The organism is Candidatus Kuenenia stuttgartiensis, assembly GCF_900232105.1.
GTDB lineage: Bacteria > Planctomycetota > Brocadiia > Brocadiales > Brocadiaceae > Kuenenia > Kuenenia stuttgartiensis_A.
In genome coordinates this window covers 2367100-2380446 of sequence record NZ_LT934425.1, presented here as the reverse complement: position 1 = coordinate 2380446, position 13347 = coordinate 2367100, and the positions used below count along the sequence as shown (strand labels likewise).

11 protein-coding genes are annotated in these 13347 nt (G+C 41.9%); 3 read left to right on the top strand and 8 right to left on the bottom strand.

The window, feature by feature from the left end; all coding sequences use genetic code 11:
- Positions 1-45: 45 nt before the first annotated feature.
- The 4 genes from KSMBR1_RS10930 to KSMBR1_RS10915 form a co-directional block, all read right to left on the bottom strand.
- Positions 46-1602, bottom strand: a complete 1557-nt coding sequence (locus KSMBR1_RS10930) for a hypothetical protein (RefSeq protein WP_099323647.1) — start codon at positions 1600-1602, stop codon at positions 46-48.
- A 210-nt stretch (positions 1603-1812) separates the two neighbouring features.
- Positions 1813-2157, bottom strand: a complete 345-nt coding sequence (locus KSMBR1_RS23440) for a transposase (RefSeq protein WP_419470087.1) — start codon at positions 2155-2157, stop codon at positions 1813-1815.
- A 231-nt stretch (positions 2158-2388) separates the two neighbouring features.
- Positions 2389-2937, bottom strand: a complete 549-nt coding sequence (locus KSMBR1_RS10920; protein WP_099325362.1) for a cyclic nucleotide-binding domain-containing protein — start codon at positions 2935-2937, stop codon at positions 2389-2391.
- A gap of 462 nt (positions 2938-3399) precedes the next feature.
- A complete protein-coding gene (locus KSMBR1_RS10915) occupies positions 3400-4341 on the bottom strand; it encodes a histone deacetylase family protein (protein WP_099325361.1) in 942 nt (313 codons plus the stop codon).
- Positions 4342-4679: 338 nt separating this feature from the next.
- Between KSMBR1_RS10915 and shc the strand changes: the two genes are divergently transcribed.
- Positions 4680-6761, top strand: coding sequence for a squalene--hopene cyclase (shc, locus tag KSMBR1_RS10910; RefSeq protein ID WP_099325360.1), 2082 nt, complete (start codon positions 4680-4682; stop codon positions 6759-6761).
- A gap of 102 nt (positions 6762-6863) precedes the next feature.
- Here shc and hpnH read toward each other — a convergent pair whose 3' ends face one another.
- Together hpnH and KSMBR1_RS20985 are read right to left on the bottom strand one after the other, a co-directional pair.
- Positions 6864-7859 carry an adenosyl-hopene transferase HpnH gene (hpnH, locus tag KSMBR1_RS10905; RefSeq protein WP_099325359.1) on the bottom strand — a complete coding sequence of 332 codons (996 nt, stop codon included), beginning with the start codon at positions 7857-7859 and terminating at the stop codon, positions 6864-6866.
- Between the two features lie 322 nt (positions 7860-8181).
- Positions 8182-8394: a cyclic nucleotide-binding domain-containing protein gene (locus tag KSMBR1_RS20985; RefSeq protein ID WP_157820532.1), complete on the bottom strand. Its 213-nt coding sequence runs from the start codon at positions 8392-8394 to the stop codon at positions 8182-8184.
- A 452-nt stretch (positions 8395-8846) separates the two neighbouring features.
- Between KSMBR1_RS20985 and KSMBR1_RS10890 the strand changes: the two genes are divergently transcribed.
- Entirely contained in the window at positions 8847-9467 is a 621-nt protein-coding gene (locus KSMBR1_RS10890; protein ID WP_099325356.1) for a peptidoglycan recognition protein family protein, read from the top strand.
- 356 nt (positions 9468-9823) lie between these two features.
- The gene (locus KSMBR1_RS10885) at positions 9824-10495 is read left to right on the top strand and encodes a rhomboid family intramembrane serine protease (protein ID WP_099325355.1); all 672 of its coding nucleotides are present in this window, start codon (positions 9824-9826) and stop codon (positions 10493-10495) included.
- Between the two features lie 114 nt (positions 10496-10609).
- Here the strand turns inward: KSMBR1_RS10885 and KSMBR1_RS10880 are convergent, their stop codons facing one another.
- Both KSMBR1_RS10880 and KSMBR1_RS10875 read right to left on the bottom strand, forming a co-directional pair.
- A complete protein-coding gene (locus tag KSMBR1_RS10880) occupies positions 10610-11368 on the bottom strand; it encodes a ZIP family metal transporter (RefSeq protein WP_099325354.1) in 759 nt (252 codons plus the stop codon).
- A gap of 319 nt (positions 11369-11687) precedes the next feature.
- Entirely contained in the window at positions 11688-13244 is a 1557-nt protein-coding gene (locus tag KSMBR1_RS10875) for a hypothetical protein (RefSeq protein WP_099323647.1), read from the bottom strand.
- Positions 13245-13347 lie beyond the last annotated feature (103 nt).

The following is a 13347-nucleotide window of genomic DNA, read 5'->3' as shown; positions in this document are numbered from 1 at the left end:
CTTTATACTACTATCCATCAATTTCTTGTTTTTTATGCGTGTTTTTCATGCCGCCATTTCCGTAAGTGCTTTAATATCAAGGGCTGAAGCGGTCATCAGTGAACAAGAGAACTTCTGGCCTTTCTCCGTCAAAACATAGCGGTTGGCCCTCGGAACTTTGCGGATTAGACCGTGTGCCCGCAGCATCTTTATCCGTCGGGTCGTTCGTCCGGAATATTTCTTTTGCTGATCCTTGCCGGATTGTTCGGATTCCCGGTAAAGCCACTTACGCAAATCATGGTTGCGGAATCCATTTATCGCGTTTTCGCCTTTGGACAGGAACATCAGCATCTGGTAATCATCCTGCTGCCAGGGATTCAAACCTCGATACCTCTTGCCCTCTTTGACAACCTTGTTACAAGCGCTGCTCACCACTTCTTTCAGTTTCTCCTCTACCTGAGCCGCCGCCAAAGCATCCCCATAACGATCATTGCATTGTTGGCTCACCTCACACCGTCGATGAAGATCGCTTACGCCCTTACGCATCTTCTGCCATGACGCCGGTTTGCCTTCATCATCATTGGGACTCCGAAAGACCTTAAAGTCCCGCGTATTATTGATCGTTGTCTCAATACGCAAGAGACTACCGCTCTTGTTATACATCTTCACTGAATTATAATTCACACTGTGCTTGACCCGTATACCTTCATAGCGTCTTCGATAGTCGCTGATAACCTCATCAGGGGCAGCGCCTGCAAGGTTACGCCTACCCAAATACTTCATCACCGAAGAACTGTCGCAAACCCGCATCGCATGATGAACAAACGATGGAAACAACTCCTCCAATGCCTCAACCGATTTAAACATGATGTCCGTCGCCCACTCCGTCTCATCCGCAGACCAGTAATACTCCGGTTCCAACGGACGAAGAATCTGCGACAATGCCGGGCAACTGCCCAACGCAAGCCCGTTCAGCAGCTTCGCCCAGTCAGTCTTAAGCTGCTCATGGAGCAGAACCTGCGCAGCCGCAATATCCTCTATACGCACAAAACAGTTGCCGTCCTTAACATAATCAATACCTTGCTTCTGAAGTTGCCGCTCCAGCCAATGACGACCATTGAGACAAATGAAAATATTAAACGGCGCCCAACTCTGGATACGAACATGACCAAAACCAAACACTGGATCATTAAAATAATGATACACAAAGACACACTTGCGGGGCGCCATTACCAACTCGAGCTTCTTGCTGGCCTTGTTGCCCTTGACCATCGGCGCAATACAAGGCTCTACCACACTCAACAGGCAGATGGAACCTTCCGTAATCCTCTTATCCGCCGCGATCTGGCGAGCCAACTTCTCCTTATCAACACCGCTGCTCATCAAATACCGCACCTCGATACCCAAATCTTTCGCCCGCGATTCACAACTGTCTCGCACCTGTGCCGTAAGCCCATTGACCCAACCGGAAAAATCCTTAAGCAGAATTCTCGCTTGGTTCATGAATGTTCCCATCCCACGCTCACTGGCCAACCACCGCAATGTCCCGCGAAAACGAATCCTGTCCAGACCGCTTATTGCACCCACGATCCTGTCTCGATATAATTCCATCAACTTATTCATAAGTAGTGTCCTCCAAATTGTCTGATTACTATTTACGAGGATACTACTATACTTTATAATAAACTAAAAATCACCTTTTTGGTTGCGGCCAAAGGCCGCGCTAGGTTCTCTATGGCTTGTTCTTCCTCTTTTTCCTTTAAATATTATGACCAATCGTCTATCTCTTTTCCCAGATAACAATCTTGAGACAAAATAGGATTTGCCTCTTATTCACATAACTGCCCGCAAATGTCTTTCATCAAGGATACAAGAGTAAAATCTACCCTGCCAGAGGTGTACTTTCAATTTTCTTTTCTGATTGAAATACTGTGAGTATCTCATATGCAGTGTATTAAATGTGCGTGCAAGTAAATCCTCTTTCTCAGGTACACAAACAAAATGAACATGATTAGTCATAAGACAATATGCCCAAATTTTTAAGGGGTATTTTGTACTGTATTCCTGTAGCCATTGAAGATATTGCCTGAAATCTGATTCATCTTCAAAAACCGGCTGTTGATAGTTCCCTCTTTGAGTTACATGATGTGGATATCCGGAGGCTACAGTGCTTGCAATTCGTGGTATAAAATAAACACATAACCATTTTACCCAGACTTGTTAATGATAAATAGTCGCTGTCCCTGTTTTCATCGATAAACGGGCTTCCGGATTTGGAAAACCAAAGCCAAAAACAGGATGAAACCATGAAGTTTTTGTGAATTTTATAAAAAGAAAGGAATGGTGTTGATATTAAGAATCTATGCCTTGACTTAGTAACCGGGAACGTTAGTTCCACATGTAATAAAGCTAAATACCTTCTTTAAGGCCGTCAAGCTTCCGAAGTATTTCATTTAATGTCTCCCCGCATTTGGCATAATTATTAATTATATCATCTATTAATGACTTATACACCATCTTTATACTTTCAGGCGCTTTATCAAGTTGCCCCGAAACACTTTTCAGGCTCAATGTGCTCAAATCCTTGCCCTCCATGCTGTTACGGTAATAAATAAGCTGACCTACCACACTTGATAGACCAGAAAGCAAAAAGGCGAGTTCACGCATAGATGAATGTATCTCCGTGGGGAGTTCATTAAGTGTTTTTATGAACTCTTCTTTTGATATGACCTCCGCCTTTACATCGGTAATGGCTATTGTAGACGCCAGCCTTCTTTTTTCCTCTAAACAAGAGAGTTTCCCGATAACCGCTCCTTTTCCCAGTTTCAATATAGGAACTTCCCTGCCGTTTATATTTTTTAGTAACTGTGCTTCTCCCTCCAGGATTCTGTACACATAGTAGGTAAAATGGCCCTCTTGTGCTATTGGTTCGCCTTTTTTAAAGACAGTTGTATCCATGGTATGCCTCGCTTTCTTTGTAAGTGTGTTAGTAAAAAAACAGACTGTATAGAATGGTCTCTCTCAGACCCCTTGCACAAATAGCGTTGGCAATGATAGCGTAACAGTTTTTAAAACGCAAATATTTTCCTTAATTACCAATATGAGTATTTGCGCCTGCTTGCTGTATGCTTCCCATATCTTTAAGAGATATTTCATCAACTGCAGACATGGACATGGTACGGCACAACTCTTATGCCCGAACAAAAGGGTTATCCGGAGTTTTTTGAGTTCTTCGTAGATATATGAGTTAATATCCGGGGTTAAAGGGATAAGTCCGGTTTTTTAAAATTTCCGGGTAGGAACGTCTCCGTTAATATAAGAGGATGCATCTTTTAAATCCCAGTAACACACGCAAATGGGTTAACACAAACGGCCCGTTTGGAAGACTGACAATATTCGCGTGGGAAGAAGTATTTTTCATCATGAGTTAATCTTCAGCAATCCTTTGAGGTGGGCTTCGATACATAAGGGTAAACCGGATAAATGATATCCTCCCTCCAAACAGGATAAAAGCTTACCGCCGCAATGTTTTTCCGCCGCTTCCACAACGATTTCAGTTAATGTATAAAAATGCTCTGTCTCAAGGTTTAAACCGCCAATGGGGTCTTTTTTGTATGCATCGAAACCTGAAGATAAAATGATGAATTCCGGCGCAAATCTGTTTACGCTGCCTTCTATTACCCCGGAAAACAATTCAATGTACTTTTGGGGGTGAGTATCCATAGACAATGGTATATTGATATTGAACCCTTTTCCATTTCCCTCGCCTGTTTCATCTTCTGCCCCAGTCCCGGGATAGAATGGATAGCGGTGCATTGAAAAGTACATTACCGTAGGGTCAACATAAAATGCATCCTGCGTGCCATTTCCATGATGAACATCCCAGTCGATTATAAGAATCCTTTTCTGTTGGTAATTTTTCTGCAGGTATCTTGCCGCAATGGCAACATTGTTAAAAAGGCAGAATCCCATACCCCTGTCAGGGGTCGCATGGTGTCCGGGTGGGCGAACAAGGCAAAAAGCATTTTTTGCCTCTCCTTTCATAATTAAATCTATCGCGGTGAGGGCTGCTCCTGCGGAATATAATGCGACATTGTATGAATGGCCGGACACGGCAGTATCACCATCTAACCAGCCGCCGCCGGAATCAGCAATTTGTTGAATGGTACTGATATACGTTTTTGGATGGATAAAGCCTATTTCTTCAGGTAACGCCGCACGGGGCTTTTCTATCGTTACGTGCGCCAAAAAATTATCGGACTCCAGATATTTAATGGTATTTTCTATCCGCCTGGCATTTTCAGGGTGTCCAATACCGGTATCATGTTCCAGGTATATATTGTCATATATCAGCAGTGTCATACATTTTCAGTTTTGTAAATGGGAAAAAATATCTCTTCAGGCTTTAATGCAAAGTAATAATAAAATATGGCATGAAAAAAGTTGGTAAACCATCTTATAAAAAGCACATATCTAAAGCAAGTTTTACTTGAAATTACGATTTAAATTTGTTATTTATAGCCACTGCCTAATCCGCGCTTAATGTTTTTTAACGTGCGGTATAATTGCCCGACTAACAGAAAAAAAGGAATGTTTCATTTATACTATATAACTTATCACCTGTTTATTTGTGTGACAGTGTATAGTTTACTTGAAAATTTAATCGTAATGAAATAGTACATTGGAGGTTTTCAAAAAGAATGAGAAATTTTCTATTAAATCTATTAGAACGGTTCGAGACAACTGTACACAAATTTAATGGAAATGGAAATGGAAATGGAAACGGCAATGGAAAACATCCTATTCCAGAGTTGATTAAGCATGAATTGAGTTTGGAAAATACTTACTTCAGAACAACTGCATCTACAACGCAGAAAACAGAGAACCCTTTGGATGATTCGATAGACAGGGCGCAGAGATATCTCATCAATCAGCAAAATATAACGGATGGTCACTGGGTAGGGATTTTGGAGGCAGATACCACATTGACGTCCGAATACATTATGCTGATGCATTTTCTTAATAGGGTAGATTATGAAAAACAGGGTAAGGCTGTCGCATTTCTCCTGAAACAGCAACTGACCGACGGGGGTTGGAATATTTATTATGGCGGAGCAAGTGAGATCAGCGCATCGGTAAAAGCATATTTTGCATTAAAATTAGCGGGATATTCGGAAAATGAATCATTCATGAAAAAAGCGAAAGAATGCATCCTTGGCATGGGTGGAATCATGAACGCCAATTGCTTTACCAAAATTTATCTTGCCATGTTTGGCCAGGTTGATTGGCAGGCGGTGCCTGCCGTTCCGGTAGAAATGATTTTGTTCCCCGCAGGATTTTATTTTAGTATTTATGAAATATCCTACTGGTCAAGATGTATTGTCGTTCCCCTTTCTATTGCCATCGCCAGGAAACCACATGTTACCGTAGGCGATGATTTGCTGAAGGAGTTGTATCTTGTCCCGCGTGAAGACGTCGTATATCGTATAGAAAGGGATCAGGATGGGTTTTGCTGGTACAACTTTTTTATTGATGCGGATAGTATCTTCCGCCGGTATGAGCAGCATCCCATTAAATTCATCCGGAGAATTGCGAAGAAGATGGCTGAAAAATGGTTGCTTGAACATATGGAAAAATCGGGCGGATTAGGGGCTATCTGGCCGGCAATGATTAATTCGATTTTTGCCATGAAGTGCCTTGATTATCCGGATGATCACCCCGCTTTGACCGCACAGATGAAAGAGGTGGAAGCGCTGGTTATCTATGAAGGCGATATGCTTTATTTGCAACCGTGCGTATCTCCGGTATGGGACACTGCATGGTCCATTATTGCAATGAATGATTCTGGTATTCCAGGGTCTCACCCTGTTCTGCAAAAAGCAGGTAAATGGTTATTGAGCAAGGAAGTCAGGGATTTTGGTGATTGGAAATTAAAGTGTAAGGTTGAGGAACCGAGCGGGTGGTATTTTCAATATGCGAATGAATTTTATCCCGATACTGATGATACCGGCGCGGTGCTCATGGCATTGCAGAGGGTCTCTCTTCCAGAAGACATGCATAAAGAAAAAACTCTTTTACGCGCCTTACGATGGCTGCAGGCTATGCAATGCGATGACGGAGGATGGGGGGCGTTTGACCGCAACAATAATAAAACGATTTTGAATAATATACCCTTTGCCGATTTTAATGCGCTTCTTGACCCAAGCACCAGCGATGTAACAGGCAGATGTATAGAATTTTTTGGCCGTATCGGATTTAATAAGACATATTTAAATATCAAAAAAGCTGTTGAATTTCTGAAAAAAGAGCAGGATGAAGACGGTTCATGGTTTGGGCGTTGGGGTTCAAATTATATTTATGGTACATGGTCTGTGATTTCCGGGCTGATAGCGGTTGGTGAAGATATTAATAAGGCATACATTAAAAAGGCAATTGCCTGGCTGAAGAGTGTACAGAACTCGGATGGCGGCTGGGGAGAAACAATAAAATCGTATGAGGACAGTGCATTAAAAGGAATAGGCAAAAGCACTCCTTCTCAAACAGCCTGGGCATTACTGACCCTGATTACTGCCGGCGAAATAAAATCGTCTTCCACAGAGAGAGGAATAGATTTTCTTTTGTCCACTCAAAAAGAAGACGGTAGCTGGGATGAGAGAGAATTTACGGCAACAGGTTTTCCCAAAGTCTTTTATTTGAAATACCACATGTATCGCAACTATTTTCCACTAATGGCGCTGGGAAGATATCGCCACTTTACTCATAAATTGGCAACTTCTCAATAACTTGAGGTAAACATCCCATTGATCCCTTTACTAATGGGAAGACTGTGCTCTCGGCAAATTGCAGATTGCGGCCAGTTAACAAAATTTTTTATTACCATTTTCTTAACTAAGCCCCCATTTTGCCATTTCATAAATGTCTGACAAGCGTTTTCCCCCTTCCAGCACGACCGTTGGTTCGAAACCACAATGCATCATGCAATTTTCACAGCGCGGGTCTCGTCCTTCCTGGTATTTTTCCCAATCAGTTTGTTTCATATACTCATCAAAGGTTTTATAATGTGTGTTCGTGATAAGATAACAGGGGCTTTTCCATCCTGAATAATTACGGGTAGGATTACCCCAGGGCGTACATTTCAATGTCCTTTCCCCTTTTAAAAATTTCAAATAGAGGGGCGAATTTAATATTTTGTATTTTTTTGAAATACCATAAATAAACCCAAATCGTTCTTCTATTTCCTTTTGACAAAGAAAAATTGCATTTTCATTGTGTTCGAATCCATAACCAGGAGAAACCAGCATGCCGTCAACGCCAAGTCCCTGCAAAAATGAAAATAATTCCACAATTTCTTTTTCGCTGGTATCTTTAAATATAGTAGTATTTGTACAGACTTTAAAGCCTGCTTTTTTTGCTTCCCTGATGGCGTTTGTCGCCCGGTCGAATATTCCTTTGCCTGCTATTTTGTCATGCGTTTCCGCAAGCCCGTCTATATGAACATTAATATTGAGATATTTGTGCGGTTTCAGTTTTTTTAAAGCATCGACTAATAATATTCCGTTAGTGCATAAATAAACGTGCCGTTTCTCCTTTATTATCCCGGAGATAATTTTGTCTATTTCCGGATGCATAAGCGGCTCTCCCCCTGTTATGGTAACCACCGGGGTCGGGCACTCATGAATCGCCTGCATACACTCCCCAACGCTTAACATTTCACGCATGGTATCATGGTATTCCAGAATACGGCCACATCCTTCGCAGGCAAGATTGCAGAGATGGGTTACTTCCAGCATTAATACGAGAGGAAATCTTTTTTTAAATAACAACCTGTTTTTAATCAAATATTTTGTCAAAGAAAGGCTTAAAGCCAGTGAAACCCTCATTGTTGCATGTGCTCCGTTCCATAGTAGGTTTTAAAAAGGTACGCCAGTCAGGTGAAAATTCATAAGCAAAAATGCTATATTAATCAAGGTATACTGTCAAGTTTTATTTAATGTGTGAAAACTACTTCCGTTGGCTGTTTTTATCTAAAACAATGCCGCTTTAAGAGGAAAGAAAAATATATAAATGTAGACACTATGAACTGTTTTATGCTTGGGTTTGAGAAGATTCTTCGTTCTTACTTCCGGCAATTTTGACCTCTTTTCGAATTCCTCTGGAATCAAACTCCGTAATCAGCAATATATTATTTAAACGTTGAATGCGTTATGCCAGCCTCATGATAATACTATCTTTGATTTTATCGCGGATACTCGTCCCTAATGAATCAAACATTTCTTTATTAACTTTAACCACAAGAACGGTATCATCCGCAATAATAGTAGCGGTTCTTGGGGTCTTGATGAGAATTGATATTTCTCCAAAAAAAACGCCAGAAGACCGCCCTGCAATTGTATATGAACTTGTTCCTTTAACCACCTACACTTTGCCGGAGAGTAAGATAAAAAATGCGGAATCCATGTCTCCCTCCGAACAAGGTATTCTCACTTTTGAAAAATGATAAAATGCGAATTCAGACATACCATTCTATTTTTTCCCTGCATTGATAAGTTGCTAAAGAAAAGGGGTTTTTCTATGATGTTTAACATTCTTTTTAAATCTACCTGGTTAATTATTTGCATCCATTCATTCCTTAAAATAGGGGTACTCTGTTGGCTCCAGTTCCAACTACATATTGTAGTGATTGGTCTACATCCCCTCATGGGTAGTCTTTCACGCCCCAATATACCGTATCATGGGGCTACTGGAGATAACAAAATACCTCCATATTTGTTATTTGACAAAAGGCTTTCATTTGTTATAATCCCCGCTGATTATAAGATTTACTCATTGTTGCATGCAAGTGTTAAACATTTATTAGGAGAATTATAATGCTTTTTTGGCAAAAAATGAGTATTTGCATGTTTTTCCCCCTTCTTTATTTCATGAGCGGATGTTATTCTCCACCAACAATTCCACCAACATCGACTATTATGAAACCAAGCGCGAAACTACCTGAAAAAAAATTGGACTTCTACCTGAGCAGCGATATTAAAAACCAATTGGAACGTTGTTTTGTTCGCGACTGGAAGTACATTGTTGTCCATCACAGCGCATCCGATACCGGAAGCGCTGAAGAATTTGATAAATATCACCGGCAATCGCGCGGATGGCAAAACGGGTTGGGATACCATTTTGTTATAGGAAATGGAAAGGGTTCCGGCGATGGTGAAATTGAAATGGGTGATAGATGGAAAAGGCAGATAGATGGTGCACACGCAGGGATAAAGGAATATAACCAATTTGGCGTAGGAATATGTCTGGTAGGGAATTTTAATAAAACGTATCCTACGCAAGCACAGATGAAATCACTTTCCGCATTAGTGGAATACATACAGGAACGTTGTCACATCCCTACTGATAATGTTCTTATGCACAGGCACTGCAAACAAACCGATTGCCCTGGACGGAATTTCCCCTATTACAAACTGCTTGCCAATACCTTTCAGTAAGTAACTTCTAAATAAATTTATGTAAACAACTCCACTGTTTTGCTTCCTTTTTTAATGGGGAATTTCTATATAGTCAGCACACTGCAATCTACCGTCGGCAAATTGCAGAGTGTGGACTATAGAAATTATTGCTAAAATCTAAACTTATTGAGAAGTTATTTCAGTAACAAAAGGTAACTATTCAGCGTAATTTATTAAACTACAAGAGATCAGAGCGCAACTCGTTCCCAAACAGATACTTCACTATGCTCAGTACAAGGTTTGGAACGAGACGTGTATTGTTTACGCTGAATAGTTACAACAAAAGAGTATAGTTTTTTAAGAGATGAATTTTTACCATTTCGGCCAAAAAACAAATGATACCAATCCGAGACCGAAATCCATCCGGAACATTCCCGCTTATCACGGTTATTATTATCCTTATAAACGTACTGACCTTTCTTTTTGAACTCTCTTTAGGAAGGAATTTAACATATTTCCTTTTCTCCTATGGCATAGTTCCCCTCAAAATTTTCCAGTCGGCGGATATCCCGGAGGTGAATATGGCAAATACATATTTCCCTTTCCTGAGTTACATGTTCCTCCATGGCGGGCTTATTCATCTTTTAGGTAATATGTGGTATTTGTGGATTTTTGGAGATAATATCGAAGACATATTGGGGCGTTTCGGCTTCGTGGTTTTTTACTTAATTTGCGGCATTGGTTCAGCGGTGGTGTATATTTCCTTTAACCGCCAGTCAGGTGTGCCTTGTATTGGCGCAAGTGGCGCGGTTGCGGGTGTATTGGGTGCTTACATGATAAGCTATCCGCGGGCGCGTGTGCTGGTTTTGCTACCGCTCTTGTTTATCTTTGAATTGCCGGCGTATATTGTATTGGGATTCTGGTTTTTCATACAATTTTTTAATGGTACGGCGGCCATTGCAAACACCCGGGATGGCGGCGTAGCGTGGTGGGCACACATCGGGGGTTTCGTGATAGGAATTATTCTCATAAAACTGTTTCCCAGAGCATACTACCGCCATTATTAACAATCATTCCGATTAAATCTTATATCATGCGGTACCAAATGCAATGCTCACCAAACAACCGTTTTTCTCATTGTTTTTCTTCTGCGCCCGTTCTTTTTCTTAGCGGAAAGGGTGCTATTCTCCGACAAAAGACAATGCCAGCATCACCAACACCCCTAATATGAAAAATACTAACTGGAGGATTGATTTCGTAATTTTCACCTCTCTGTGCAATTCCGGTATAAGGTCGCAACTTGCAATATAAATGAAGCCTCCCGCGGCAAAAGGCACTAAAAAAGTGGTTAATCCCTCCACATAAGATCCCATTACCAGGACGATAATTGCGCCGAGTATGGCGGTTAATGCGGAAAGAAAATTGAAAAAAAGCGCCTTTATTTTACTGAATCCGCCATGTAATAAAGAACCGAAATCTCCAACCTCCTGGGGGATTTCGTGGAAGACAACTGCCATTGTCGTGGCAAAACCTAGCTGAATGCTCACCATGTAACTTGCTCCGATGATCAATCCATCGATAAAATTATGCACGGCATCTCCAAACAACACCATTAAAGAAAAAGGGTGGGGATGTTCTTCTGTTGCTGGTATGTGGCAATGTCGCCAGCGGACAAATTTTTCTACGCTAAAGTAGACAACTACCCCGCATAAAACAAACAGGGAAGTGCTTAACCGAAAGGTTGAACCTGCTTTTTCAACGGCCTCCGGAAGCAGGTGTAAAAAAGCGTTGCCAAGTAAGCTTCCTGCGGAAAAACTAACAAAATAAATAAGGACTTGCTTTAGATTCGTTTCTCTAAATGATAACGTTACAACCCCTATCAATGAACATATACTGATAGCAAAAACACTTGCCAGCGTATAAAACCATACGGTAATCATTTTTAGTATATCTCTCTATTAATCATTAATACCTTATCAGTAATTTTTTGTAACTATTCAGCGTAAACTATTAAACTACCGAAGTACAACTCGTTCTCAAACCTTGTACTAAACATAGTGAAGTATCTGTTTGGGAACGTAGGTAAAATCCAATGCCCAAATCCCTGTTTGGAATCTGGAATTTATTTGCCATTTGTTCTGCGAATAGAAGGCTGGATTGAAAGTATAAAACGTTTGGTTCTGGTTGCAAACCTGAACCCGCCGGGATCTTTTAATCTGTACTACTATCCATCAATTTCTTGTTTTTTATGCGTGTTTTTCATGCCGCCATTTCCGTAAGTGCTTTAATATCAAGGGCTGAAGCGGTCATCAGTGAACAAGAGAACTTCTGGCCTTTCTCCGTCAAAACATAGCGGTTGGCCCTCGGAACTTTGCGGATTAGACCGTGTGCCCGCAGCATCTTTATCCGTCGGGTCGTTCGTCCGGAATATTTCTTTTGCTGATCCTTGCCGGATTGTTCGGATTCCCGGTAAAGCCACTTACGCAAATCATGGTTGCGGAATCCATTTATCGCGTTTTCGCCTTTGGACAGGAACATCAGCATCTGGTAATCATCCTGCTGCCAGGGATTCAAACCTCGATACCTCTTGCCCTCTTTGACAACCTTGTTACAAGCGCTGCTCACCACTTCTTTCAGTTTCTCCTCTACCTGAGCCGCCGCCAAAGCATCCCCATAACGATCATTGCATTGTTGGCTCACCTCACACCGTCGATGAAGATCGCTTACGCCCTTACGCATCTTCTGCCATGACGCCGGTTTGCCTTCATCATCATTGGGACTCCGAAAGACCTTAAAGTCCCGCGTATTATTGATCGTTGTCTCAATACGCAAGAGACTACCGCTCTTGTTATACATCTTCACTGAATTATAATTCACACTGTGCTTGACCCGTATACCTTCATAGCGTCTTCGATAGTCGCTGATAACCTCATCAGGGGCAGCGCCTGCAAGGTTACGCCTACCCAAATACTTCATCACCGAAGAACTGTCGCAAACCCGCATCGCATGATGAACAAACGATGGAAACAACTCCTCCAATGCCTCAACCGATTTAAACATGATGTCCGTCGCCCACTCCGTCTCATCCGCAGACCAGTAATACTCCGGTTCCAACGGACGAAGAATCTGCGACAATGCCGGGCAACTGCCTAACGCAAGCCCGTTCAGCAGCTTCGCCCAGTCAGTCTTAAGCTGCTCATGGAGCAGAACCTGCGCAGCCGCAATATCCTCTATACGCACAAAACAGTTGCCGTCCTTAACATAATCAATACCTTGCTTCTGAAGTTGCCGCTCCAGCCAATGACGACCATTGAGACAAATGAAAATATTAAACGGCGCCCAACTCTGGATACGAACATGACCAAAACCAAACACTGGATCATTAAAATAATGATACACAAAGACACACTTGCGGGGCGCCATTACCAACTCGAGCTTCTTGCTGGCCTTGTTGCCCTTGACCATCGGCGCAATACAAGGCTCTACCACACTCAACAGGCAGATGGAACCTTCCGTAATCCTCTTATCCGCCGCGATCTGGCGAGCCAACTTCTCCTTATCAACACCGCTGCTCATCAAATACCGCACCTCGATACCCAAATCTTTCGCCCGCGATTCACAACTGTCTCGCACCTGTGCCGTAAGCCCATTGACCCAACCGGAAAAATCCTTAAGCAGAATTCTCGCTTGGTTCATGAATGTTCCCATCCCACGCTCACTGGCCAACCACCGCAATGTCCCGCGAAAACGAATCCTGTCCAGACCGCTTATTGCACCCACGATCCTGTCTCGATATAATTCCATCAACTTATTCATAAGTAGTGTCCTCCAAATTGTCTGATTACTATTTACGAGGATACTACTATACTTTATAATAAACTAAAAATCACCTTTTTGGTTGCGGCCAAAGGCCGCGCTA

What these genes read in the sequence shown, in the direction of transcription:
- KSMBR1_RS10890 (WP_099325356.1), top strand. Translation starts at nt 8,847, where the DNA reads ATGCTTTTTTGGCAAAAAATGAGTATTTGCATGTTTTTCCCCCTTCTT.
- KSMBR1_RS10915 (WP_099325361.1), bottom strand. Translation starts at nt 4,341, where the DNA reads ATGACACTGCTGATATATGACAATATATACCTGGAACATGATACCGGT.
- KSMBR1_RS10920 (WP_099325362.1), bottom strand. Translation starts at nt 2,937, where the DNA reads ATGGATACAACTGTCTTTAAAAAAGGCGAACCAATAGCACAAGAGGGC.
- KSMBR1_RS10880 (WP_099325354.1), bottom strand. Translation starts at nt 11,368, where the DNA reads ATGATTACCGTATGGTTTTATACGCTGGCAAGTGTTTTTGCTATCAGT.
- KSMBR1_RS10930 (WP_099323647.1), bottom strand. Translation starts at nt 1,602, where the DNA reads ATGAATAAGTTGATGGAATTATATCGAGACAGGATCGTGGGTGCAATA.
- KSMBR1_RS10885 (WP_099325355.1), top strand. Translation starts at nt 9,824, where the DNA reads ATGATACCAATCCGAGACCGAAATCCATCCGGAACATTCCCGCTTATC.
- KSMBR1_RS10875 (WP_099323647.1), bottom strand. Translation starts at nt 13,244, where the DNA reads ATGAATAAGTTGATGGAATTATATCGAGACAGGATCGTGGGTGCAATA.
- shc (WP_099325360.1), top strand. Translation starts at nt 4,680, where the DNA reads ATGAGAAATTTTCTATTAAATCTATTAGAACGGTTCGAGACAACTGTA.
- hpnH (WP_099325359.1), bottom strand. Translation starts at nt 7,859, where the DNA reads ATGAGGGTTTCACTGGCTTTAAGCCTTTCTTTGACAAAATATTTGATT.